The sequence below is a fragment of the Leucobacter fengyongliangi genome (genome assembly GCF_052386045.1).
Genome location: NZ_CM126356.1, coordinates 2,379,396 through 2,404,612, shown reverse-complemented (window position 1 = coordinate 2,404,612; position 25,217 = coordinate 2,379,396). Strand labels below are relative to the sequence as shown.

Below are 25,217 nucleotides of genomic sequence, written 5' to 3'. Positions count from 1 at the left end.
CCCTGAAACCGCCAGCCAATTTAAGCATTTACTGCCCACAGAAGGTCTGGCAAGGGCCGGGCCGGAAGCCTCGTGCGGTGCGGGGTGGCGCGAGAGTCAGCGGCGAGTCGCAGGGAGTGCAGACGGGAGCGCAGCCAGTGCGGTTCCGGTGAATGGAAGGTACGCTAGGGCTAACGCGCACAGAGGGGTGAAATCGAACCATGTTGCCAAAGCTCCAGCCCACCCAGAATCTCTATGGCCAGGAAGTCGACTCGCACATCCCAGCTGAGGTTGACGGTGCCCTCCGCCTCCTCCCCGAGCACCGCGAGATCTGGGCGAAGGCGAAGCCCTACCTCGGCGTGCGCGACAACGACAGCCACACCCTCTACGCCTACGGCATCGCCCGGGCCCTCTGCGAGGCCCACCCAGAAGCTGACCCCGAAGTGGTGCTCCCCGCGATCCTGCTGCACGACACCGGCTGGTCGCAGGTGCCCGCAGACCTGGTGCTGCAGGCCATCAGTCCGAGCGGCGGGCGCCCGGATTTGGTCGCCTGGCACGAGCGCGAAGGGGTGCGGATCGCGGCCGAGATCCTGGGCGAAATCGGCACGCCGCCAGAAACGCGAGACGAAATCACCGACATCATCTCGCAGCACGACAGCATGAAGGCGGCGAAGTCGCTCAACGACGCGCTCGTGAAGGATGCCGACAAGCTCTGGCGACTCACCCCGCACGGCATTGACACGGTGATGGACTGGTTCGGGCTCACCCGTGAGGCCGCGGGCAGGCTCTGCGCCTGGCGGGTGCACGACTACCTGCACACCGACGTGTCGCGCGCGATGGCGCGTGGCTTCGGCGCGATCGCATCGGTGGATGCCTGGGACGAGCGCATCGAGTTGGGCTGACGGTCATGCGCACGAGTGACGCGGGCCGCACCGTGGCGTCGCGCATTCTCGCGGTGTTTGAGGCCTTCGAGTCGCACGGACCGAGCCTCTCGCTGACGCAGATCGCCGAGTTCACGGGGCTCCCGGTCTCGACTACGCACCGCATTGTGGGCGAGCTCACCGAGTGGGGGGCGCTCGCCCGAGACGCGCAGGGTCGCTACCAGATCGGGATCCGCCTCTGGGAACTCGCGCAGAATGCGGGCCGCCGCCTGCGCGACACCGCTCGCCCCTTCCTGCAGGATCTCTTCTCGCTCACGGGTGAGTCGGTGCTGCTGGCCGTGCGCGAGGGGAACGAGGCGCTCTACGTCGACCGCATCTACGGCTCGAAGCGGGTGCCGCGGGCCTCGCGTATCGGTGGGCGGCTGCCGCTGCACGCGACGGGGGTCGGGAAGGTGCTGCTCGCCTATGAAGAGCGGTGGTTTCGCGAGGCATACCTTGCGGGGCCCCTGGTGTCGCTCACCGAGTTCACCCATGTGGATCCGCACGCCCTTGCCGATGAGCTCGCGCAGATCGCGGGCCAGGGGTTTGCGGTGACCGGCGAGGAGGCCCGGGTGGGTGCGTGTTCGATCGCGGTGCCGGTGGGGGCGGGAACCGGAGCTGGCACGGGTCAGGTGGTCGCGGCGATCGGTATCGTCGCGCATGCCTCGCAGGAGTCGATGCTCCCGAAGCACCTCCCGGTGCTGCTCGGGGTCGCGCGCCGCATCGAGAACGCGGCCACGCACCGGCAGTTCCCCTCCGGTACTTGAGGCCCTTCGGCCCTTCAACCCTTCGATCCTCTCTCGACCCCGCAATCGGGCAGTAGGCGTCGCCTCCGATCGGGCGGTTTCAGGGGGTTAGCGCAACACTCCAACCATTTGGAGGTTACGCACATGAATATCTTGTCCTGGGATGAACGGGAGCGCGTGTTAGTCGCGCTCACCCGTGGCATGTCCGCTTTGGAAGTGAGCCGCGCGATGGGTGTCGCGCGTACGACGCTGAGTCGTTGGGCCATACTCGCTGGCATGACTTTCACTCTGGGACACCATGGCGGTGTCGCGGCCGTTGACATGGACCGTGTGGTCACTGTGCACTCCGGTCGTGCGTATCGTCGACTCACGCTCGCTGACCGGTCCTACATTCAGGCAGCGAGGTCGTTGCCTGAGCCGCTCTCGATGCGTCGCATCGCGAGCGAACTGGGAGTGTCCGCATCGACGGTGTCGCGTGAACTCTCACAGCATGGTGTGGAGTACGCGACACAGCGAAGATATGTTGCCGAAGTCGCCCACTATCGGGCGCTCACCGCAAGGCCTCGCACACGGCCGGGGAGACTCGCAGACCCCTGGTTGCGTGTGGCGGTCATGGCAGGGTTGAACGCGAAGCATTCACCGCAGCAAGTCGCTGAACGGTTACGGTTGAAATACCCCAACCATCCGGAGAGACACGTGTCCCACGAGACGATCTATCAAGCGCTGTATGTGCAGGGCAAAGGCGCACTCCGGCACGAGCTCACCGTTGAGAAGGCATTGCGTTCGGGTCGGACCGGCCGTATCCCGCAATCGAAACTGCCGCGGCGTAGCAGCCGTCCCTGGCTGGAGGGGGCGAGACTTACCGATCGTCCCGCGGAAGCCGCTGATCGTGCGGTTCCCGGGCATTGGGAGGGCGACCTGGTGGTCGGTCCAGACAACTCGGGGCTCGTGACGCTCGTGGAACGCCGCACCAGGTATGCGCTCATCGGGCGTCTCCCGGGAAAGCGGGATTCAACGACCGTGATTGATGTTCTGCAGGATCTGGTCAAGGGTCTCCCCGCGAGTATGCGCAAGACCCTCACCTGGGACCAGGGCAGTGAAATGGCGCAGCACGCCGAGTTCACGATCGCGACTGATTGCCCAGTGTTTTTCTGTGACCCCCACTCGCCCTGGCAGCGCGGCTCGAACGAAAACCTGAATGGTTTGATACGTGATTTTATCCCAAGGGCAGCAACTTCAACCACGTCAGTGATGTCGACATTGAGGAGATGCAACAGCTTTTGAATGATCGGCCACGGAAAACACTCGGGTACTACACGCCGCGTGAGAAACTCGAACCACTCATCACCGGTGTTGCGCTAGCAAGCTGAAACCGCCTCGATGGGGGCGACGCCTACTGCCCGATTGCGAGAGAGGAGCTACGGGGCGCGATCCACTGAGCAAAAAGCCGTTTCCATTCAGCGGAAGACGGGCGCCGAGGGTTCACCCACCAGGCGCATACTTGCGACACACCCTCGATTCAACGACGAAACAGGAGATGGGTATGACTGCAACGGACTCACCGGCCTCCGGCGGTTCCCCCGTGCATCACGGGTTCAAACCGTTCGATCAGAAGGATCCCTTCCCCTCCTACGCAGAGTTGCGCCGCGACGAGCCGGTGATGTTTGACGAGCGGGTCGGCTACTGGGTAGTGAGCCGCTACGACGACGTGCGCGCGGTTTTCGCAGATTGGGAGACCTTCTCGAGCGAGAACGCACAGGCTCCGGTGCGCCAGCGCGGCGCGGCCGCCAAGAAGATCATGGAGGAGGGCGGATTCACCGCATACTCCGGCCTCTCCGCACGCGTTCCACCGGAGCACACCCGCATTCGCAAGGTGGCCCAAAAGGCCTTCACCCCGCGGCGCTACCGCCAGCTCGAGCCCAGCATCCGTGCGCACGTCGTATCGCAGATCGAGAAGATGCTCGCACGCGACGAGGCGACCGGCGACTTCCTCCGCGACCTCGCCTACGACGTGCCGACCGTCACCATCCTCACGCTGATTGGCGCGGACACCAGCAAGGTCGACCAGTTCAAGGAGTGGTCGGACTCGCGCGCGGCGATGACCTGGGGCGACCTCACCGAGGAGGAGCAGATTCCGCACGCGCACAACCTCGTCGCCTACTGGCAGGAGTGCATGCGTCTGGTGAGTGAGGCGCACGAGACGAACCCCGACTCGCTCGTGGGCGACATGGTGCGTGCGCAGCAGGCGGGCGACGAGATCAGCGACCACGAGATCGCCTCGGTCGTTTACAGCATGCTGTTCGCGGGTCACGAGACCACCACCACGCTCATCTCGAACGCGATGCGTGTGCTGCTCAGTCACCCCGATCAGTGGCGGCAGGTCGTCGCCGACCCGAGCAAGATCGGGCCCGCGATTGACGAGGTGCTGCGCTACAGCGGATCGATCGTCGCCTGGCGGCGCAAGGCGCTGGCCGATGCCACGGTCGGGGGAGTCGACATCCCGAAGGGCGCCGAGTTGCTGCTCGTCATGGGATCCGCCAATCGCGACGAGGAGCGCTTCGCGGCAGGCGAGGAGTTCGACATCTCGCGCGAAAACGCCCGCGATCACCTGTCGTTTGGCTTCGGGATCCACTATTGCCTGGGCAACATGCTCGCGAAGCTGCAGGCGAAGATCGCGATCGAGGAGATCGCAAGGCTCATGCCCGACGTGCGCCTGCAAGACGGCGCCGACATCGGGTTCCGCGAGAATCTCTCGTTCCGCGTGCCCCTTGAGGTGCCCGTGACCTGGAAGGAAGCAGCATGACCGCAACCAGCACCCGTTACGTCCAGTTCTTCGACGGCGGGATCGCGCCCGAGCACGACCTGCTCGGTGGCAAGTGCGCCTCGCTCGTGACCATGACCGCGGCCGGCATGCCCGTGCCCCCCGGCTTCGCCGTCACGACCGCCACGTACGACGAGTTCATCGAATCCACGGGCCTCTCCGAACTCATCGCCGAGCAGCTCGCCGGTCTCGATGCCGACGATGTGACGAGTGTGGATCGCGCCTCGCAGCTGATCCGCGACCGCATTTGCGAGAGCCCCGTGCCCGAGCACCTGCGGCAGGCCGTGATCGACGCGTGGGCCGAGTTGCAGGGGCGCTTTTCGGAGCCGGTTCCCGTCGCCGTTCGCTCCTCCGCCACCGCCGAGGACCTTCCCGACGCGAGCTTCGCCGGCCAACAGGACACCTACCTGTGGCTCATTGACGAGGCCGATGTGCACCAGCACATTCGCATGTGCTGGGCATCGCTCTACACGAGCCGCGCGATCATGTACCGGCTGAAGAACAACATCGAAGACGAGGGTCTCTCGATGGCGGTTGCGGTGCAAAAGATGGTCTCGGCCGAGTCGGCGGGCGTGGCCATCACGATGAATCCGAGCACCGGCGATCGCTCGAAGATCGTGATCGACGCGTCCTGGGGCATCGGCGAGGCCGTGGTCTCGGGGCACGTCACCCCCGACAACATCATGCTCGACAAGATCATGATGACCATCGTCAGCGAGCACATCGGCGACAAGCACATCGAGCTGGTGCCGGATCCCGCCCAGCGAGGACTGATCGAACGCCCAGTTGACGTGACACGCCGAGAGATCCGCTGCCTCAGCGACGCCCAGGTGATGCAGGTGGCCGAGCTCGCGAAGCGGGCCGAAAAGCACTACGGCACCCCGCAAGACATCGAGTGGGCGATCGACCGCGATCTGCCGGCCGGAGAGAATCTCCTGCTGCTGCAGGCTCGGCCCGAGACCATCCACTCCAACAAGCCGCAGGAACCGAAAGCCGTAACCGCGACGATCGGCGTCTCGAGCCTCACCTCGATGCTGACAGGCTCGATCCGCATCCCCAACCAGTAGTTCATCCACACACGCAACTCCACCCACGCACGAAGAGGATCACAACAATGACGTTAGATTCGACCACCACCGACGCCACCGCCGCACCCGCGGTCAAGTCTTTCCCCAGCGCACAGGACATCCCGGTGCCCGAGGGGGCAGAGGGCTGGGAGAGCCTCTACCCCTACTACCTGCCCTTCCGTGAGGGTGACGGCTCGGAGAACAAGTTTTGGTTCTGCGACAGCCAGCACTGGCCGACGGTGTACAAGCCATTCGAGACCATCGGTGGCGAGTTCGCCGTGAAGTGCCTCGGCCAGTACAACACGCGGCACCTGCTGATTCCGCCGGCCAACGGCATCGAGTTCAAGGTGCACCTCGGCTACCTCTACATGAGCCCCGTGCCGGTTCCCCCCGAGGAGATCGCGGCCCGCGTGCCCGAGTTCGAGCGCCGCGTCGGCCACTACTTCGGCAACTGGGAGCGACTGCTCGACGACTGGAAGGTGAAGGTGCTGGGCACCATCGCCGAGATGGAGGACTTGCACTTCGCGCCGCTGCCCGACATGGTGCCGTTTGAAGACATCGAGAGCGGCAAGGCGAAGGACGGCTCAGAGGTGCTCCTGGAGGGCTACGACCGCCTGATCCAGCTCTGCTATCAGAACTGGCAGTACCACTTCGAGTTCCTGAACCTCGGGTACCTCGCCTACCTCGACTTCTTCACCTTCGCCAAAGAGGTGTTCCCCTCGATCCCAGATCAGGCGATCGCGAAGATGGTGCAGGGCGTCGACATGGAGCTCTTCCGCCCCGATGACGAGCTCAAGGTGCTCGCGACCCTCGCCGTCGAGCTCGGGCTGCAGTCGGCGTTCGAGAACACCGATGATGTCGCGGGCACGCTCGCCGCGGTCGGTGCGCGAGCGGGCGGCGACCGCTGGCTCGCCCGGTACGAAGAAGCGAAGGATCCGTGGTTCAACTTCACCGTGGGCAATGGCTTCTACGGGCATGACAAGTACTGGAACGAGTACCAGGAGATCCCCCTCAGCTACATCAAGGACTACATTCGTCGCCTTGATGGCGGGCAGCAGATTCTTCGCCCAAAGGAAGAGCTGATCGTCGAGCGCGACCGGATCATCGAGGAGTACCGTAGCCTTCTCGACGGCGACAACCTCGCCGCGTTTGACGGAAAGCGCGGACTCGCCGCGACCGCCTACCCCTACGTCGAGAACCACAACTTCTACATCGAGCACTGGACGATGGGCGTTTTCTGGCGCAAGGTGCGCGAGCTCGGTCGGGTCTTCGTGGCCGCCGGATTCTGGGACGACGAGATGGATATTCTCTACCTCACCCGCAACGAGGTGCGCGACGCGCTCTTCGATTACGTCACCGGCTGGGCCGTGGGCAGCGAGTCGGTGGGCCCGAACTACTGGCCGGCCGAGATTGCCCGCCGCGAGAAGATCGTGACCGCCCTGCAGACGCAGCGCCCGCAGCCGGCGCTGAACACCCCGCCCGTCGAGATCACCGAGCCGTTCACGCAGATGCTCTGGGGCATCACGACCGAGCAGGTGCAGCAGTGGTTGAGCGACGACGAAGACGACGACGGTGCGATCAAGGGTATGGCCGCCTCGCCGGGCATCGCCGAGGGTCGCGCACGCGTGATCGTGCACGCCGATGAGCTCGGACTGGTGCAGGAGGGCGAGATCCTCGTCGCCACCATCACCGCGCCGTCGTGGGGCCCGGTGTTCGGCAAGATCCGGGCCACCGTCACCGACATCGGCGGCATGATGAGCCACGCGGCGATCGTGTGCCGCGAATACGGCCTCCCGGCGGTCACCGGAACCGGCAACGGCTCTTCCAGCATCACCACCGGCCAGCTCATTCGCGTCGATGGTAACTCGGGCCGCGTCGAGATCCTCGAGGGCTAGCGATGTCGCATTCCGATTCCACGGCGGCCGGCCGCACGGTGTTCATCACCGGCGCGGCCGGCGGCCTCGGCCGATCGTTCGCTCTTGGGTTTGCCGAGCGCGGCGATCGGGTCGCCATCGCAGATGTTGATCTCGTGGGGCTGGCCGAGACGGCGAAGCTCGTCGAGGCGCACGGTGTGCCGTGCTGGCAGGGGCGAGTCGACGTCACCTCGCCCGAGTCAACTGCCGAGGCAGCGGCCGCGGTAGCGGAGTTTGGCGGCGGCACGATCGAGGTGCTCATCAACAACGCGGCGCTCTACGCTGGCATCACCCGCGCACCGATCGAAGAACTCGACCCCGACGAGTGGGATCGGGTCATGGCGGTCAACGCCAAGGGCCCGTGGCTCATGACCCGGGGCGCGAGCCCGCACCTCGCCACCGGCGCGCGCGTGATCAACATCGCTTCCGCGACCGTGTTTTCGGGCTCGGCACAGTGGGCGCACTACGTCGCCTCCAAGGGCGCGGTCATCGCGCTCACCCGCGTCATGGCGAAAGAACTCGGCGTGCGCGAGATCACCGTCAACGCGATCGCCCCCGGCTTCACGTTGACCGAGGCGAGCTACGGCCACATGGCCGATGCCGAGCAGTACGGGGTGGATCGCGGCGCGCTGCGCCGCGCCAGCACTCCCGAAGACATCGTCGGTGCCGCCCTGTTCTTCGCCGGGCCCGAATCCGCGTTCATCTCCGGCCAGACGCTCGTCGTCGACGGCGGACGTCAGTTCATCTAGGAAGGATCACCCATGTCGAAGGTTGTGTTCACGAGCGCCGCGGGCGACACCCGCGAGGTTGACGCCGCCGCGGGTGACTCCGTCATGGAGGTCGCCATGCGCAACGGCGTGCCGGGCATCGTCGCCGAGTGCGGCGGTTCGCTCTCCTGCGCCACCTGCCACGTGTTCGTCGCGGAGGCAGACCTGGCAGTACTCTCTCCGATGGAGGAGATGGAAGACGAGATGCTGTGGGGTACCGCGGTGGATCGCCAGCCGAACTCCCGGCTCAGCTGCCAGGTGCGTGTGACCGACGGGCACGATCTCCACGTCACCACCCCTGAGACGCAGATCTGATCATGCCCGAGCACGGACTGCTGATCGTCGGCTCCTCGCAGGCGGGGGTGCAGCTCGCAGGATCATTGCGCGCCCTCGGCTACGAGCCCCCGATCACCCTGCTCGGCGACGAGGACCATCGCCCATATCAGCGCCCCGCCCTGTCAAAAGAGTTCCTGCAAGACAAGATCACGAAGGAATCGCTGATCTACCGGTCGCAGGAGTACTGGGACGAGCACCGCATCGAGGTCGTCAAGGGTGAATACATCGAGCGGATCACGAAGCGCGACGACGGTTCCGGCGTCGCGCATTCGGTGACCGGACGCGACTTCCACTTTGACCGCCTCGCGCTCACGGTGGGGGCCCGCGCGCGCCGCCTTGACGTACCGGGAAGCGAGCTCGACGGCGTGCTGTACCTGCGCAAGGCCGACGACGCTCTCGAGCTGAAGGCTCGCACGCCCGCCGCCTCGCGCGTGGTCGTGATCGGCGGCGGCTTCATCGGTATCGAGGCCGCGGCGAGCCTGCACACGCTCGGCAAGCACGTCACCCTGGTGGAGCGCGGCACGCGCCTCGTGCGCCGCGCCGTGGGCGAAGAGACCGCCGACTTTATCCTCAGGCATCACGTGACGCAGGGCATCGACGTGCGCGTGAATACCGCGGTCGACGAGATCGTCGGCGAGGCCGGCCAGGTGACCGGCGTGCGTGTGAGCGGCGAGGTGATCCCTGCCGACATTGTGCTGGTGGGCATCGGGGTGATCCCGAACACCGGTCTGGCCGAGCAGCTGGGACTTGATGTAAACGATGGCATCGTGGTGGATCGCTTTGCCACCGCCTCGGATGACGTGACCCTCGCCGTGGGTGACTGCTCGAATTTGCCGAACCCGATCCCGCATTCTCCCGCCGGCGAGCGCGTGCGCTTCGAGAGCGTCAACCACGCGATCGAGCAGGCCAAGGTTGCGGCGTACGCGATCATGGGCCGGCAGGAGGAGTACGCCGGGATCCCGTGGTTCTGGTCGAACCAGGGCGACCTGAAGCTGCAGATCGCCGGGCTCTTCACCGGCTATGACCGCGTGGTGGATCGCAGCCCCGATGCCCCCGGAAAGTTCTCGGTGCTGTACTACCGCGGCGACCGGCTGATCGCCGCCGACTGCATCAACGTGCCGCTCGACTTCATGACCGTTCGTCAGGCGCTCGCCAAGGGCGTGAACCTGCCCGCAGCAGACACCGCTGATCCCTCAATTCCGCTCAAGACCATCCTCACCGCACACGACGACACAGGGAAGTGACCCCATCGTGCTGACTCACCCAGTTCCCCCCGCGCCGATCGCCCCGAATGGCCCGATCGACACCACGCCCATCGCACTCACCCCGCCCGCCGGGGCCGATCTCGACGCGCTGTGGTCGGCGGTCGTGACCGAGACCCGATCGCGCTCAAACGACATCCACCTGCCGATTTCCCTGGCGTTTGCCGAACGCCTGCTTGCCGCGCACCCCGAGGCGAACGCCGATCTCGTGCGCGTCACGGTGCTGCTGCACGACACCGGCTGGGGGCGCGTCGACGAGACGCGGATCATCTCCGAGGGTTTCGGCGGCGATTGGCGCAAGGCCGACATCCGTTTTCAGCACGAGCAGGAGGGGTGTGCGATTGCCCGCGAGGTGCTCCCCGGGCTTGGCTACAATGACGAGTTCATAGAGGCCGTGTGTGCCATCATCGACGGCCACGACACCCGGCCCGAGGCGCACTCCCTCGAAGACGCCCTGGTGCGCGACGCGGATCGACTGTGGCGCTTTGATCACGCGGGCATCGCGCTCGCCTCTGGCTGGTTTGGTCTCGACCCAGCGACCTACACCGATCGGCTGCGCAGCGAGATCATTCCCGAGCTGCTCACCGAAGCGGCGATCGCCATGGCGAACACCGATCTCGACCGCTCGCAGGCGCTGCTGAAGACGGCGGTGCTGCGATGAGCGCGACAGACACCGGCACCTGGCCCGGCGACTTCCGCACGGCACCGTGGCACCCCACCGACCATTTCATCGATGGTGTCTGGGTGCCCTCGGTCGGCACGGGGCGCATCGAGGTCGTAAACCCAGCGACGGGGGAGACCTGGGCGAGTGTGCCGGTCGCGGCGGAGGAGGACCTCGAGGCCGCGATGGGTGCCGCACGCCAGGCCTTCGATACGGGCCCGTGGCCCCGCATGACGCCCTCCGAGCGCGCCGAAGTGTTGCTTCGGTTCGCCGCCGAGGTGGAGGCCAGGGCCGAGGCGCTGTCGCTCACGAACACGCGCGAGAACGGCAGCCCGGTCGCAGAGACCGGCGGAGCCGCGGCCAACGCTGCTGGCATCCTGCGCTACTTCGCGGGTCTCGCCCCGCATCTCGAACGTGAGGATGTGCGGCCGTTCCCCAGCGGGGTCGGCGAGAGCGTGGTGCGACGCGATCCACTCGGGGTCTGCGCGCTGATTGCCCCGTGGAACTTTCCCATCAACCTCGTCGTGATCAAGCTGGCGCCCGCGTTGCTCGCCGGTAACTCCGTCGTGATCAAGCCGGCGTCGCCCACGCCGCTGTCGATCCGGCACATTGTCGATGCCGCGCACGCGGCGGGAGTGCCCGCGGGCGTCGTGAACCTCCTCACCGGCAACGGGCGCACCGGCGATGCGATGGTGCGGCACCCCTTCGTTGACAAGGTTGCGTTCACCGGGTCGACCGAGGTGGGCCGCAAGATCGCGGCCGCGTGCGGCGAACTTCTGCGCCCGGTGACTCTGGAACTGGGTGGCAAGTCCGCCGCGATTCTGCTCGACGATGTGGATCTCGACGCGTTCGCCCGCGTCTTCGTGCGCTCGTGCATGCGCAACTCGGGGCAGACCTGCTACATCTCCACTCGCATTCTGGCCCCGCGCTCACGCTACGACGAGATCGTGGACACCATCACCGGGGTGGTGGCGGGGGGCGCGCAGGGCGATCCGCTCGACCCCTCGACCGTGTTTGGGCCGGTTGCCCACCGCGGCCAGTTCGACTCGGTGCTCGAGCACCTGGCCTCCGCGCGCGCCGAGGGTGCCCGGTTCATGACCGGCGGCGACGTGCTGCCGGGCCCGGGGCTCTTCATCGCCCCGACTGTGCTCGCCGACGTCACCCCCGAGATGCGCGTCGCCCGCGAGGAGATCTTCGGGCCGGTGGTCACGATCCAGCCCTACGAGACGGTTGACGAAGCCCTCGAGATCGCCAACAGCACGCCGTTTGGGCTCGGCGGGATTGTGTTTTCGGCCGACGAGGAGCGCGCGTTCCAGGTGGCCGAGCTGGTGGACAGCGGGTCGGTCGGCGTGAACTTCTTCGCCTCGAACCACGCGGCGCCGTTTGGCGGGCGCCACGACTCGGGGCTCGGAGTCGAGTACGGGGTCGAGGGATTACAGCAGTACGTGAGCTACAAGTCGATCCACCGCGCCTCCCGCGCCTGACCGGGTCGCCCCAGAGCCTGACCGGGTAGCCCCAACGCCACCCGGGGCTGACTGGGCTGTGGGCGCGCGATCCACCCCACTCAATGGGCAGTAGATGTCGGAATCCGCGGGAATTCGAGCATCTAGTGCCCACGTTGTGGGAGTAATGGGAGAGGGAGGGAGGGCGCGATCCACCAGGCCCGTGGGGGTCGTAAGCTATGGCAATGATCCGTTCCGGGTGTATCGCCCGAGATAATGGAGCATCGGCCCGCTTCTCCAACGAAGGATGACCAGCCCCATGGCAATCACTGAACTCGACACCTCGTCGGGTGTTCCGCTGTACCGGCAGATCATGGACATTCTGCGCGCCGAGATCACCTCGGGCGCGGTGGGCGCGGACGAACCGATGACGGAGGCCAAGCTGCTCAGCCGGTTTGGGGTGAGCCGGGCGCCGATTCGCCAGGCGCTGCGCGACCTGACGAGCGAGGGCTTCGTCTACCGCAAGCAGGGCCGCGGCACGTTCCCCGTTGTCGGTGTGCGCGTGGATCGGCCCGCCGACCTGAAGTCAGGCAACCTGTACCAGTACCTCGCCGGCCGTGGGCTCGACCCGACCTCGCAGGTCTTCGGCATCGAGCGGATCGCCCCGCCGCCGGCGGTGGCCCGGCGCCTGGGGGTGACGGACGACGAGCGGCTGCTGCACTTCCGCCGCGTGATCGCCGTCGATGGTGAACCCTTCGCCGACAACGATGTGTACGTGCGCTCTCCCGAGGATTTCCTGCCGGGTGAGGATGAGTTGGGCGGCGGCGGGAGCGCGTTCGCGCTGCTGGAGAAGAAATACGGCATCACCCTCGATCGCGCCGAGCACGAGGCGTGGGCCACCTCAGCTTCGCCCGAGCACGCGGAGGCTCTAGGTGTCGCAGCCGGCAGCCCGGTGCTCGTGATCGACACCGTGTTCTTCGCGACGGGCGGGGTGGTGGTCGGCTGGCGATCCGCTGTGCACCGTGCCGAGGAATTCAAGTACCGCTTCGACACCAAGGCCTGAGGACAGCGAGCGAGGGAGTGGGAATCTCTCGCGCGAGGTGTGATGGGGCCGGGAGCGGCCTGCAGGTCAGGTTCTCAGGTGCCAGCCCGAGACGAGATCTACACGTATCGATCGTCAATCGAGAACTTTGTTATGATAACATATCAAAGTACATCGCCGATGAGATCAGGCCCTTGTGGGATCCGCTGATCCGGTGTTTGGCTGGTGCCAATGGTGGTGCCGCTTCCGAGAAAGGTCACGTCAATGGCAGACGAATCAGATCGCCCAAGCGGTGTGGCGAACACGGTCCTCGGCCCGGTTCCCGCCGGGGAGCTGGGCGTGGTGGCGGTGCACGAATCGCTGCTCTCAATCGTTCCGGGAGCCGAATACGCCTACGACGTCACTATCAATCGCGCGGAGATCTTCGACGCGCTGGCCGCACGGCTGCGCGCGTTCAAGGCGGCCGGCGGCGGCACGGTCGTCGACGCCACGGGGATGTTTCACGGGCGTGACGTGCCGCGGCCCGCACTCGTCGCGCTCAGTCCGTATGGCAAGGAGCTGCAGGCGCTCGCGCTGACCATGCCGCCGCAGAAGCGCCCGAGCCCGATGTGGGACGGCTGCATCGAGGCCGGCGACATCACCCGCGTCGTCGACGAGGGGTACGTGCACGTCATTGGCGACCTGCGCGGCTCCGGTGCATCCGACGGTGAGCACATTGGCAACTACAACGCGGGCGGCGTGTCGCTCGGCGAAGACGCCTACGACTTCATCGAGTGGGTCGCCGCGCAGCCCTGGTGTGACGGCAACGTCGGCATGATCGGCATCTCGTACTTCGGGTCGATGCAGGTGCTGGCCGCGGCCGAGCGGCCGCCGAGCCTGAAGGCGATCTTCGTCAGCGGCGGCCACTACGACTTCTACGAGACCACCTATCACGGCGGCATCATGTGGTTCATGCCGCGCGCTGCTCGCGAGGGCCGCGGTGGCGATTCGGGCTGGGCCTTCACCGACCGCGTGAAGTCGCGCATGCTCGAGACCTATTCGCCGGAAGAGATCAAGGCGAAGGTCGCCGCGCGTCTGCAAGACCCCGACGTGGCGGCCTGGCCGAACCTCGTGCACACCCTGCACTACCCGACGAACCACGAGGCCTGGTTCGACATCATCATGAATGATCTCGATGGTGAGTGGTACGAGGAGCGGAACCCCGTCAATCTCGCTCGTAACATCGACATCCCCGTGTACTTGCAGATCGACCAGGGCCGCGGCTGGACGATGGACGGCACGATCGAACTCTTCGACGCGCTGAACGGACCCAAGAAGCTCGACATTGGGCCCTACCCGCCCATGCAGTCGCGCCCATTCATCGAAGAGCACGACAAGATGTTCCGCTGGTACGACTACTGGATCAAGGGCATCGACAACGGGGTGATGGATGAGCCCGCGGTGAGCATCTTCGTTGAAGGCTCGCGTGAGCACGTCACCGGTGCCGCGTGGCCGCCGAAGGCGGTGGATCACCGACCCCTCTACCTGCGCCCGCGCAGGAAACTGCTGCCCGAACCCGAGCTGATGGGCGAGCAGTACGCGGCCCCCGACGGCTTCTACCAGGCACCGCTCACGGTGACCGACAAGGTCGAGATCATCAACTGGTCGACCGAGAAGTTCGAGGAGCCCACCGAGATGATCGGCACGGGTGCCGCGCACATCTTCGCGTCGATCGACCAGGACGACTCGAACTTCATCCTGCGCCTGTGGGATGTGGCGCCGAACGGTAACCGCCAGCTCGTCACGACCGGGTTCCTGAAGGCCTCGCATCGCGAGCTCGACCTCGAGCGCACCACCGCGGGAAGCCCGATCCACCCCCACACCCGCGCGGTGCCGGTGGAGCCGGGCAAGATCGAGGAGTACGTGATTCGGCTGTACCCGTTCGCGACGACGTTCCTGCCGGGGCACCGCCTCGAGCTCGAGCTGTCGTGTAACGAGCCGCTGACCGACGCGCACAACGCGCTGCTGCCTCCCGACGCGTTCCACCTGCCGGTGGGTCGCCCGGTCACGCACAAGATTTACCGCGACGCGGCGCACCCTTCGCGCCTGGTGCTGCCCTTCACGACCCAGTCGTAGGGTTCTTGCGCCCGCGTGCGCCAGCGTGCTCGCGCGTTTCCGCCGTTGCGGCAGGTCTCCCTTACCTTTGTGGGCAGTAGATGCTCGAATACTCAAGTATTCGGACATCTACTGCCCATGAATCGGGCTACGCGAGGCGCGGGGTGCGCGGGGGTTCGGTGCGGCGGGGGCGGATCGCTTCGAACGCCGCCGCGAGTGACAACAGCCGGGTGTCGTCGTAGGCGCGCCCCGCGAAGGTCAGGCCCACGGGCATGCCAATGTCGGCCGTCGTACCCATCGGTACGGTGACGGTCGGAATGCCCAGATGGCGGATCGCGAGATTGCCATTGGCGATCCACACCCCGTTGCGCCAGCCGAGGTCTGCGGAGGCCTCGTTCACATCCATGTCGGCGGGGCCGACGTCGGCAACCGCGGGGAACACGACAGCATCGAGGCCGAGTGTGTCCATCCACTCCTCGAGGTCGACCTGCCGCGTGCGCTCGAGCCCGCGCAGGCCCGCCTCGAGCTCGGGGATCTCGGTGAATGAGGCTACCGGGTGCTCGCGCACGTGGCCCGGGTACTCGGCGATGTCATCGTCGAATCCCGTGTAACGATCGGGCAGCGCGCCCTCGGGGTGCGGGAAGATCTCGGCGCCGTCGACGACGGTGAGATCGGGGAAGGCGGGGTCGCCGTTCGCGCGCAGGAAGTCGTCCCAGGCCCACGCCGACAAGTCGAGGATTTCGCGCCGCAGGTATTCGGGGCTGACCAGCCCGCGTGTGTGGATCTTCGGGGCGCCCGGCCGGTCGCCCTCGTAGTTGGAGACGACCGGGAAGTCGACCTCGACGACCTCGGCACCCCGGGCTTCGAGATCGCGGCGCGCCTGTTCCCACAGCTCGATGATCGAGGCGCGCGTCTCGATGCGCTGCCCGGTGGGGCCGCCGATGCCGGGGGCTTCCGGGTCGCCGGGTGCGGTGCTGCCCGCCAGTGGATCGGCGTTGATGTACATCTTCGGAACGCCGATGCGCCGACCCGCGAGTGCCGACCGAGACTCTTCGGGTGAGACCGGGCCGAGCGCCGAGTAGCTCGCCGGCCGCACCTCGGAAGCACGCGGCAGCGCGATCCACCGTTGCGCGCGCCAGAAATCGCCGCGGGTCTCGGGGTCGTCGGCGACGATCACGTCGAGTACCTCGAACAGGTCGGCCACCGTGCGGGTGTGCGGCACGACGACATCCATGGTCGGCACGAGCGGCCAGTTGCCGCGCGTGGAGATCACGCCGCGCGACGGGGTGTACGCGCAGAGGGCGTTGTTCGAGGCCGGGCCGCGACCGCTCGACCACGTCTCCTCCCCGAGCCCGAAGGCGGCGAAGCTGGCCGCGGTCGCGGTGCCCGAGCCATTCGACGAGCCCGAAGCGAAGGGTGCCGTCAGGAATTCGGCGTTGTACGGGCTCTCGGCGCGTCCGTATACCCCGCGCTGCATACCTCCATTTGCCATTGGCGGCATATTTGTGAGGCCTAAGCAAATGGCGCCGCCCGCGCGCAGGCGCTCGATGGTGAAGGCATCGCGCTGCGCGACGAGATCCGCGAACGCCGGGCTGCCCGCGGCCGCGGTGAGCCCGCGCACCAAGTAGCTGTCTTTTGCGGTGTACGGAATGCCGTCAAGCGGGCCGAGAACTTCGCCGCGGGCTCGGCGCGCATCGGAGTCACGGGCCTCGTCGAGCGCGCGCTCGTTGCGCACGACGAGCGCGTTCAGAGCGGTCGAGGTGCCCGGCGCGTCATACGCATCGATGCGCGCGAGGTAGGCCTCGACGAGCCAGGCGCTTGTGATCTCGTCGCGTTCCAGCGCACCGCGCAACTCGGCGATTGTTGCCTCGACGACGTCGATCATGCGCGGGTTCCGACCCGAGGCTGCTGCTGGGTGATGCAGTGCACGCCGCCGCCACGGGCGAAGATCGGTCGCGCGTCGACCGACACGACGCGCCGCCCCGGGTAGACGGATTCGAGAATCTCGCGTGCCCGCGTGTCGGCGGCCTCCTCGCCGAACCCGCAGGCGATCACGCCGTCGTTGACGACGAGGTGATTGACGTAGCTCCAGTCGACGAATCCCTCGTCGTCGCGCAGGGTTGCCGGGGCGGGTAGCTCGACGATGTTGAAGCGGCGCCCAGCGGTGTCGGTCTGGCCCTCGAGGTGGGCACGCAGCCCGGCGGTCACCGCGTGGTCGGGATGGCCGGGATCCACCTGGGTATGCAGCAGCAGGGTGCCCGGCGTGGGGATCGTCGCGACGATGTCGACGTGCCCGTTCGTGCCGAAGCGCTCGGAGTCGCGGGTGAGGCCGCGCGGTAGCCACACCGCGTGAGTGGTCCCCAGGGTGCGCGCCATCTCGGCCTCGACTCGCTCGCGCGTCGCGTAGCGGTTGCGACGCGGATCGAGTTGCACGGTGTCGGTGAGCAGCACGGTGCCCTCGCCGTCGACGTGGATCCCGCCGCCCTCGTTGACGAGCAGCGAGCTGACGCGTTCGGCCCCGACCTGCTCGGCGACGAACGCGCCGTGCTGAGCAGAGAGTTGCCAGTCGGCCCAGTCTTGGTCGCCCCAGCCGTTGAAGATCCAGGTGACCGCGCCCAGCACTCCGGGTCGGGCGTCGTCGACGACGAAGGTCGGCCCCGAATCGCGCAGCCAGAACTCGTCGACCGGCACCTCGACAATCTCGATGCCGTGTGCGCCGGTTGCTCCCAGCATGCGCCGCGCACGCGCGATCTCGCTCGGGTCAACGAGCATCGTCACCGGCTCGAACTCGGCGATCGCGTGGGCGGTGGCCACCCACGCGGCGTAGCCCTCCTCGCGCTCGGCAGCGGTCTCGCCGAGCGTCTCGCCCTCGCGCGGAAACGCCATCCAGGTGCGCTCGTGGGGTGCGGTTTCGGCGGGCATGCGCCAGGCCATGGTGCTCCTTGGGTTCGCGTGGGGTGATCCACTAAGCTAGTTGATCACCCGATCAATAACTGATCGCAAATCTACCGAGTGGATCCCATGTCGTCAACACCCGCACGTACGCCCGCGGTCAGCGCGCCCGGGGCCCGCAAGCGGGCGACCCGGCGTTCCGCCGCTGAGCGCCGCGCCGAGATCACTGATGCAGCCGAGGCGATCGCCCGAGCCGAAGGGCTCTCGGCCGTCACGATGCGCGCGGTCGCCGCGCGAGCGGGGGTGGCCCCAACGCTCGTGATCCACCACGTGGAGAGCATGGACCACCTGGTCGCGGAGGCGTTCACCCGCATCGTGGCCGCCGAACTCGCCGAGATCACGAGCTTCGCCGGGCGGGTGGCCGAAGCGGGCGAGCGGCTCGACGCCGTGCTCGACACGGTGCTCGATGGTGCCCGCGACGAGGTGACGCTCGTGTGGGTTGAGGCGTGGGCGCTCGGGCGGCGGAACGTTCCGCTCGCTGCCGCCGTGCGCGCGCAGATGGACGCGTGGCGCGCCTTCTTCGCGGCACTGATTCATGCCGGGTGCGATGCGGGACGGTACCGGGTGGCTGATCCGCCCGCCGTTGCCGGCCAGCTGCTCGGCATGCTCGACGGACTGAACGCGCACTCGCTCGTGGGGTGGGAGGGCGGGGTGGATCGCCGCTCGCTCATGCGCCGCGCGGCGGGCGCGATGCTCGGGGTGGCCGAATCCTAATGAGTGAGCCAGCGTGCGAAAGCGGCATGCCGCGCGCGATCGGCGCTGTGCCAGACTTGCTGCAGACCTCTTCGATGATGGGAGCGAAATGAACGCATGGGTGCCGGGAAGCAAGGCCGTACTCGAGTGGACCGTGAAGGAGTCCCTCGTCGGCTACATGCAGCGTGACGAGAGTTTTACGGTGCAGGCGAGTGGCGGTGCGAGCTTCGATCCTGAGCGCGGGATCAGCGTGCCGGGCGAGATCGGTGACGACGGCGTGCTGCGCCTGACCGGCGAAATCACCCTGAGCGCGCACGATGGGTCGCTGGCGATCGCGCTTGTCGCGGCAGAGCTCGACCCCGAGAAGGGGCTCTCGATCGCCGACCCGATCGATGGGCTGCCGCGGCGCATGACGCTGGTCACGGTAAAGCCGCTCGAAGCCGAGGCCTCGGAGACGAAGCGTTTCGCCACGTTTCTGGGGTACGACGCCGACATCTTGTTCATGTACAAGTACTCGACGCGCACGCCGTTTGACGACATTCGCGTCACGATCGTTGAAGAGCAGAGCGAAGAACGTTGACGATGCCCACCACCGTCTACCGCGCCGCCGCCGTCTTCACCGGGCGCGCGGGCGCACCGCTGGCCGAAGCCTTCGCCGTGCGCGACGGGCGCATCATTGCCATCGGTGACCGCGAGCCAGTTGAGCACGCAGCCGGCCCAGATGCTCACATCATCGATCTCGGCGACGGTTTCGTCACGCCCGGCATCGTGGAGGGGCACACACACCTGCTGATGTTTGGCCAAGCGGTCGAGAAGGTGCAACTGCGTGAGTGTGGCACGCTCACAGAGATTCAAGAACGGCTGCGTGAGGCGCGTGCGACAAACCCTGATGCGGCCATGCTGCTGGGCATCAGCTGGAGGTTCGATGCGCTCGAGGGTCGCGATCCCACCGCCGAAATGATCGATGCCGCTGTCTCCGACATCCCCGTCATACTCGATGCCAACGACCTGCACTCGGTCTGGGTCAACAGTGCTGCGATCGCCGAGCTTGGTATCACGTGTGACACTCCAGACCCGATTGGTGGGGAGATTCGCCGGGATGAGCGTGGCGAGGCGACCGGATTCCTGCTCGAGTCAGCCGCGATCCAGCACGCGTGGAACTACCTGGCTGATGCAGCCAGCGATGCGGATCGCGATCGTTTCCTGGCCGCCGCGTTCGACGCGTACCTGGCGACCGGGGTCACGACCGCAACCGACATGTCGTTCGGTGCCCCCGATCTCGCGGCCTTCGAACGCATCCTCGTTCGAGACGGCCGCCTGCCCTTCCCGATCACGGCTCACGTGCTGCTGCACCCGACCGGCGACCCGGCTGCAGACCTTGCACAGGTCGAACGGGCGGCCGCGGATCGCGATCGCGTCGCGGCCACCTACGGCTCCGACTCGTTTCGCATCGTCGGGGTGAAGTTCATTCTCGACGGGGTGATCGATGCCTGCACCGCCGCCATGCGCTCGCCATACGCGAACGGATCCAACGCCGAACCCATCTGGCCGAGGGAGGCGGCGCTCGCCGTCGCAGTGGCCGCCGACGCGCACGGTCTGCAGCTTGCGCTGCACGCGATCGGCGACTCGGCGAGCGACCTCGCGCTCGATCTCGTCGAGGCGTGCGTGCGCGAGAACGGGCCGAGGGCTTCTCGGCGCCCCCGCATCGAGCACCTCGAATCGGTCGCACCCGATACCGTGCGCCGCCTTGCTGCGCTCGGTGTCACCGCGTCGATGCAACCGGTGCACTGCGACCCGGCGGTGCTCGACAACTGGATCGCGATGCTCGGGGACGAGCGAGCCGAGCGTGGCTTTCCGTGGGCCGAGATGCGCGACGCAGGCGTGCGGATCGCGCTCGGTACCGACGCGCCGACGGCCCCGCACGAGGCGCCCCACAACCTCTTCATCGCGCTCACCGCGCGCTCGGTACTCGAGGCTGCCCGCGCGCCGTACCATCCGGAGCGAGTGTTTACCCCGGCAGACGCCCTCGAGGCGATGACCCATGGCGGCGCGTGGGCCACCGGCCTCGAAAACGAGGTTGGCACGCTGGCACCGGGCACCCGCGCGAACTTCGCGGTGCTCGACCTCAACCCGTTCACCGACGACCCCGCTCGGCTGGTCGGCACCCGCGTGCGCCTGACCGTGGTCGACGGCGAGGTGCGGCACCGCGCCGAGTAGCGCAAGCGCGCTTACTATCGGGCGAAGCGGGCCCGCAGGTCGGCCTTGCGAATCTTGCCCGAGGCCGTGCGCGGAAACTCGTCGACCACGATCACGCGCTTCGGGATCTTGTAGCGGGCCAGCTTGCCGTCGAGCGCGGCCTTCACGGCCTCGGTCGAGACGGTTGCCTGATCCACACCCTCACGCACCGTGAGGATCGCCCAGCCCACCTCGCCCCACTGTTCGTCGGGCACGCCGATCACCGCGGCACCGGTCACGCCCTCCATGCTGTTGAGATGATCCTCGATCTCTGCCGGGTAGATGTTTTCTCCGCCCGAGATGATCATGTCTTTCAGGCGGTCGGCGATGAAGAGGTAGCCGTCGTTATCGAGGTACCCGAGATCACCTGAGCGGAACCACCCATCGGGCGTGAACGCCTGCTCGGTCGCCTCGGGCAGGCCATGGTAGCCGGCGAATACGTTCGGGCCGCGCACCTCGATCTCGCCGACCGTGCCACGCGGCACGACCGTGCCCGTCTCGGCATCGGTGATGCGCACATCGGTGAAGAAATGCCCGACGCCCACGCTGCCCTGCTTCTCACGGCTGCGCTCGGGCCGCAGGTAGCTCGCGCCAGGCGAGGTTTCGGTCATGCCGTACCCCTGCGAGAAGCTGAGCCCGCGCCGTTCGTAGGCGTCGAGGATTCGGCTTGGCACCGCGGATCCGCCGCAGGTGAGCTTGGTGAGGCTCGAGAGATCGGTGTGATCCCAACTCTCATGGTCGGCCATCAGCTGATACGTCGTCGGCACACCGCTGAGGCTGGTGATGCGGTATCGCTCGATCAGTCCGAGCGCGCGGCCCGCATCGAACCCCTGTTCGAGCACAATGGTGGCACCCTTGAGCACCAGTGGGAGCGCGCCCATCCCGAGCGCCGCGGCGTGGAAGAGGGGTGAGATGAGCAGTGCGATATCGCGCGAGACGAGATCGTAGTCGAGCGCTGTGTTGATGCTCACCCAGGTGAGATTGCCGTGGGTGAGCACCGCACCCTTCGCCCTGCCGGTGGTGCCCGAGGTGTACATGATCATCGCCGAGTCGTCGAGCGTGACCGCAGTGTCGACGTGCCCGCGGGTGCCCGCGCGCAGCAGCGGGCGGAGCCCCGGCATTCCGTCTGAGCCTTCTTCGCCCGTCTGCAGGCGGTGCCTCACCCCGGCGCGCTCAGCCACCTCCGCGACCGTGTCGGAAAAGTCGGGTCCGTGCACGAGCACGGTGGTTCCGCTGTCGGCGAGCACATGCTCAATCTCGGGCGGTGCGAGGCGCGTATTGATCGGCACGAAGATCGCCCCGAGCTGTGCGCAGCCAAACAGAGTCATCAGAAACTCGGGGCAGTTCTCGCCGATGAACGCGACCCGGTCGCCCTTGCTCACGCCATGCTGATGCAAGAGACCAGACATAGCATCGGTGAACTCGGCGAGCTGCAGGTAGGTCATCTCGCGACCTTCCCCGTACACGAGCGCGACTTTTTCGGGGGTGGTCTGCCGCCGCTTGGGCAACCAAGCGCCGAGTCCGTGGTTCTGCATGCTGCTCTCCGTTGAGTCTTCGGAAGAAATTTCAGGGGTGGATCACGCCCAGCTGGCTCGCGGACGCACGGTTTAGGGCGCGGCCGCGAGCCAGCAGGGCTCGTGCGTGCTTACGCGTAGAAGCGCTGCAGGCTGCGTGCGACGACGGCCGGCTTTTCGCCGCCCTCGATCTCGATGGTCGCGTCGATCGCGAGCTGCACGCCGCCGCGCACCTCTTCAACCTCGGCGATCACGGCGGTCATGCGAATCTTCGCCCCCACCTTCACCGGCGAGACAAAGCGCACCTTGTCGAGGCCGTAGTTGACCTTGGTGGTTACGCCGTCGACGTCGAGCAGCGATTCCCACATCGGAATCAGCAGCGACAGGGTCAGGAAGCCGTGCGCGATGGCGCCGCCGAACGGTCCGTCCTTGGCGCGCTCGGGGTCGGTGTGGATCCACTGGTGATCATCGGTGGCATCGGCGAAGGTGTTGACCTGCTCCTGGGTGACTTCGCGCCACTCGGTGGGGCCGAGCGACTTTCCGACCAGGCTGGAGAGATTGGCGTAGGCAACGTTGGTGGTCATGGGTGCTCCTTGGGTGGTGGTGACTGGGTGAGTGGTCGGGGCGGATCGCTACACGAATGCCGAAGCGCCGGTAAGGGCCCGCCCGACAATCAGTGAGGTGATTTCGTGAGTGCCTTCGTACGAGTACACGGCCTCGGCGTCGGCGAAGAACCGAGCGACGTCGGTGTCGAGCACGATGCCGTTGCCTCCCGCAACCTCACGGGCGAGCGCGACGGTCTCGCGGGCCCGCAACGCGACCCACATCTTTGCGAGTGAGGAATTCGCGTCGCTGTACACGCCGCGATCCTGCAACTCCGAAATCTGGATCACCATGCCGAGCGAGGCGACGACGTTGCCTGCCATGCGCGCGAGCTTCTCCTGGATCAACTGGAATCCGGCGAGCTTGCGCCCGAACTGCTCGCGCTCACGCACGTAGCGGATCGCGGCCTCGAGTGCGCCGGCCTGCAGGCCGGCCGCGATCCACGCGACATCTGCGCGCAGTGTGCCCATGATTTCGGAGACGTCGCGCCACGAGTTGATGCGCTGCAGGCGGGCCGACTCGGGCACGCGTACGTTCGTGAGCGTAAAGTCGGCGTTCTGCATGGGGCGCAGCGAAACCTTGCCGGTGATCGTGTCGATTGCAACGCCCTCGGCCTCGCGGGGCACCAGGAAGCACTTCACTTGACCGTCGGCGGTGTCGCGGGCGAAGACGGCGAGCACGTCGGCGCTGATCGCGCCGCCAATCCAGCGCTTGTGTCCGGAGATGATCCAGTCGTCGCCGTCACGGGTCGCGGTCGTGGCCAATCCACCAGCGATGTCACTGCCGTGCTCGGGCTCGGTCAGGGCGAAGACGCCCGTGAGCTTGAAATCGCGAATCTTCGGGTCGAGTTCTGCCACCTGCTCGGGTGAGCCGCCCATGCGCACGGTGGCGCGGAATAGTCCGGCCTGTGCGTTGTAGACCGTGGCGACCGACACGTCAGTGCGGGCCAGCACGTAGGTGCGGAAGCCCTTGAAGAGTGAGGAATCAGCCTCGGCCTGGGTGACTCCCTCGGGCGCCATCAGGCCGAGCGGGGCGAGCGCGCCGATGATGCCGGGGGGCATTGTCGCGGTGTCCCATGCCTCGTTGACGAGCGGCTTCACGCTTTCGTCGAGGGCGATCTGCAGCTGCTCGAGCGCGGCACGTGCGGCATCGCTCAACTTGCCTTCCGCGAACTGGAATGGATCGAGGCCGATCGCGCCGATCGCGGTGATCTCGGGGTCGCGCAGTTCCTTGCTCATGCGTTCGTCTCCTTGGCATGTTCGAGACCGAGCAAGCGGATGGCGTTGTCTTTGAGAATGCCGGGAAGCGCCTCGGGCTTGATGCTCGTGTGCTCGATGTCTTGCATCCACCGGTCGGGGGTGATGAGCGGGAAGTCGGATCCGAAGAGCACGCGCTTCTTCAGGATCGTGCCCGCGTATCGCTGCAGCTCGGCGGGGAAGTACTTCGGACTCCACCCCGACAGATCGATCCACGTGTTGTGCTTGTGGGTCGCGATCGACAGCGCCTCCTCCTGCCACGGCACCGACGGGTGCGCCATGACGATCTGCAGGGTCGGGAAGTCGGCGGCGATGCCGTCGAGCAGCATGGGGTTCGACAGCCCGAGTCGCAGCCTGCGGCCGCCGGGCATGCCCGCTCCGATGCCGGTCTGGCCGGTGTGGAACAGGGCGACCACGCCCGCCTCTTCGAGTACGCGGTAGAGCGGGTAGTAGCGCTCGTCGCTCGGGTCGAAGCCCTGCACGGTGGGGTGAAACTTGAAGCCGCGCACGCCGTGGTCTTCGATGAGGCGGCGGGCGTGATCCACAGCAGCATCGCCCCGCAGCGGATCGACCGAACCGTAGGGGATCAGCACGTCATTGTGGCGTGCAGCACCCTCGGCGATGTCTTCGCTCGGAATCGGGTCGTGCCCGAGGTTCGTCCGCGCATCCACCGTGAACACCACCGCGGCCATGTTGCGCTCGCGATAATACTCGGCCACCGAGTCGAGCTCAGGCTGCAGGCCACCGCTCTTGAAATACTCGGCGGCGGCCGCCGCGAGGTCGTCGGGCAGTGAGTTGTGTCCGTGCTGATCCATCTCGATGTGCACGTGCGTATCGATCGCGACGAGCGAGTCGAGATCGAGGGCTGGTTCATAGCGGGTCATGAGTACTCCGTAAGGTGCGTTGGCAGCGGC

Annotated in this window: 21 protein-coding genes and 1 pseudogene; 16 read left to right on the top strand and 6 right to left on the bottom strand. The window is 66.7% G+C overall.

Features of this window, described 5'->3' with window-relative positions; genetic code table 11:
• Positions 1-200: 200 nt before the first annotated feature.
• From ACTNFK_RS11430 to ACTNFK_RS11370, 13 genes and pseudogenes are all read left to right on the top strand, one after another.
• Complete coding sequence (locus ACTNFK_RS11430) at positions 201-881, top strand: HD domain-containing protein (protein ID WP_435937758.1); 681 nt, start codon at positions 201-203, stop codon at positions 879-881.
• Positions 882-886: 5 nt separating this feature from the next.
• A complete protein-coding gene (locus tag ACTNFK_RS11425; RefSeq protein ID WP_435937757.1) occupies positions 887-1,666 on the top strand; it encodes an IclR family transcriptional regulator in 780 nt (259 codons plus the stop codon).
• Between the two features lie 123 nt (positions 1,667-1,789).
• A pseudogene (locus ACTNFK_RS11420) lies at positions 1,790-3,015 on the top strand (IS30 family transposase).
• Between the two features lie 173 nt (positions 3,016-3,188).
• A complete protein-coding gene (locus ACTNFK_RS11415) occupies positions 3,189-4,448 on the top strand; it encodes a cytochrome P450 (protein ID WP_435937573.1) in 1,260 nt (419 codons plus the stop codon).
• A complete protein-coding gene (locus tag ACTNFK_RS11410; protein WP_435937572.1) occupies positions 4,445-5,533 on the top strand; it encodes a PEP/pyruvate-binding domain-containing protein in 1,089 nt (362 codons plus the stop codon). The genes ACTNFK_RS11415 and ACTNFK_RS11410 overlap by 4 nt, the downstream gene beginning before the upstream one ends.
• A gap of 47 nt (positions 5,534-5,580) precedes the next feature.
• Positions 5,581-7,428 (top strand): PEP-utilizing enzyme, encoded by a 1,848-nt coding sequence (locus ACTNFK_RS11405; protein WP_435937571.1) that lies wholly within the window; start codon positions 5,581-5,583, stop codon positions 7,426-7,428.
• A gap of 2 nt (positions 7,429-7,430) precedes the next feature.
• Entirely contained in the window at positions 7,431-8,195 is a 765-nt protein-coding gene (locus ACTNFK_RS11400) for an SDR family NAD(P)-dependent oxidoreductase (RefSeq protein WP_433646379.1), read from the top strand.
• Positions 8,196-8,207: 12 nt separating this feature from the next.
• Positions 8,208-8,528 (top strand): 2Fe-2S iron-sulfur cluster-binding protein, encoded by a 321-nt coding sequence (locus ACTNFK_RS11395; RefSeq protein WP_435937570.1) that lies wholly within the window; start codon positions 8,208-8,210, stop codon positions 8,526-8,528.
• Positions 8,529-8,530: 2 nt separating this feature from the next.
• A complete protein-coding gene (locus ACTNFK_RS11390) occupies positions 8,531-9,793 on the top strand; it encodes an NAD(P)/FAD-dependent oxidoreductase (protein ID WP_435937569.1) in 1,263 nt (420 codons plus the stop codon).
• Between the two features lie 7 nt (positions 9,794-9,800).
• Positions 9,801-10,472 (top strand): HD domain-containing protein, encoded by a 672-nt coding sequence (locus ACTNFK_RS11385; RefSeq protein WP_435937568.1) that lies wholly within the window; start codon positions 9,801-9,803, stop codon positions 10,470-10,472.
• Positions 10,469-11,956, top strand: a complete 1,488-nt coding sequence (locus ACTNFK_RS11380; protein ID WP_435937567.1) for an aldehyde dehydrogenase family protein — start codon at positions 10,469-10,471, stop codon at positions 11,954-11,956. Before ACTNFK_RS11385 ends, ACTNFK_RS11380 begins: the two co-directional genes overlap by 4 nt.
• Before the next feature lie 277 nt (positions 11,957-12,233).
• A complete protein-coding gene (locus ACTNFK_RS11375) occupies positions 12,234-12,977 on the top strand; it encodes a GntR family transcriptional regulator (RefSeq protein WP_433646374.1) in 744 nt (247 codons plus the stop codon).
• Between the two features lie 243 nt (positions 12,978-13,220).
• Positions 13,221-15,071, top strand: coding sequence for a CocE/NonD family hydrolase (locus ACTNFK_RS11370; RefSeq protein ID WP_435937566.1), 1,851 nt, complete (start codon positions 13,221-13,223; stop codon positions 15,069-15,071).
• Positions 15,072-15,198: 127 nt separating this feature from the next.
• Here the strand turns inward: ACTNFK_RS11370 and ACTNFK_RS11365 are convergent, their stop codons facing one another.
• Entirely contained in the window at positions 15,199-16,935 is a 1,737-nt protein-coding gene (locus tag ACTNFK_RS11365) for an amidase (RefSeq protein ID WP_435937565.1), read from the bottom strand.
• Positions 16,932-17,984 (bottom strand): agmatine deiminase family protein, encoded by a 1,053-nt coding sequence (locus tag ACTNFK_RS11360; protein ID WP_435937564.1) that lies wholly within the window; start codon positions 17,982-17,984, stop codon positions 16,932-16,934. Before ACTNFK_RS11360 ends, ACTNFK_RS11365 begins: the two co-directional genes overlap by 4 nt.
• Positions 17,985-18,071: 87 nt before the next feature.
• On the opposite strand from ACTNFK_RS11360, the gene ACTNFK_RS11355 reads away from it, so the two are divergent.
• The 3 genes from ACTNFK_RS11355 to ACTNFK_RS11345 all read left to right on the top strand — a co-directional run bounded on the left by ACTNFK_RS11355 (position 18,072) and on the right by ACTNFK_RS11345 (position 20,912).
• Positions 18,072-18,716 carry a TetR/AcrR family transcriptional regulator gene (locus tag ACTNFK_RS11355; protein ID WP_435937563.1) on the top strand — a complete coding sequence of 215 codons (645 nt, stop codon included), beginning with the start codon at positions 18,072-18,074 and terminating at the stop codon, positions 18,714-18,716.
• An 88-nt stretch (positions 18,717-18,804) separates the two neighbouring features.
• Positions 18,805-19,275, top strand: coding sequence for a hypothetical protein (locus ACTNFK_RS11350; protein WP_435937562.1), 471 nt, complete (start codon positions 18,805-18,807; stop codon positions 19,273-19,275).
• 2 nt (positions 19,276-19,277) lie between these two features.
• The gene (locus tag ACTNFK_RS11345; protein ID WP_435937561.1) at positions 19,278-20,912 is read left to right on the top strand and encodes an amidohydrolase; all 1,635 of its coding nucleotides are present in this window, start codon (positions 19,278-19,280) and stop codon (positions 20,910-20,912) included.
• A gap of 14 nt (positions 20,913-20,926) precedes the next feature.
• On the opposite strand, the gene ACTNFK_RS11340 is transcribed toward ACTNFK_RS11345, so the two are convergent.
• From ACTNFK_RS11340 to ACTNFK_RS11325, 4 genes are all read right to left on the bottom strand, one after another.
• Positions 20,927-22,465 (bottom strand): acyl-CoA synthetase, encoded by a 1,539-nt coding sequence (locus ACTNFK_RS11340; RefSeq protein ID WP_435937560.1) that lies wholly within the window; start codon positions 22,463-22,465, stop codon positions 20,927-20,929.
• 110 nt (positions 22,466-22,575) lie between these two features.
• The gene (locus ACTNFK_RS11335) at positions 22,576-23,028 is read right to left on the bottom strand and encodes a MaoC family dehydratase (RefSeq protein ID WP_435937559.1); all 453 of its coding nucleotides are present in this window, start codon (positions 23,026-23,028) and stop codon (positions 22,576-22,578) included.
• Positions 23,029-23,076: 48 nt separating this feature from the next.
• Entirely contained in the window at positions 23,077-24,285 is a 1,209-nt protein-coding gene (locus tag ACTNFK_RS11330) for an acyl-CoA dehydrogenase family protein (protein WP_435937558.1), read from the bottom strand.
• The gene (locus ACTNFK_RS11325; RefSeq protein ID WP_435937557.1) at positions 24,282-25,187 is read right to left on the bottom strand and encodes an amidohydrolase family protein; all 906 of its coding nucleotides are present in this window, start codon (positions 25,185-25,187) and stop codon (positions 24,282-24,284) included. Before ACTNFK_RS11325 ends, ACTNFK_RS11330 begins: the two co-directional genes overlap by 4 nt.
• Positions 25,188-25,217 lie beyond the last annotated feature (30 nt).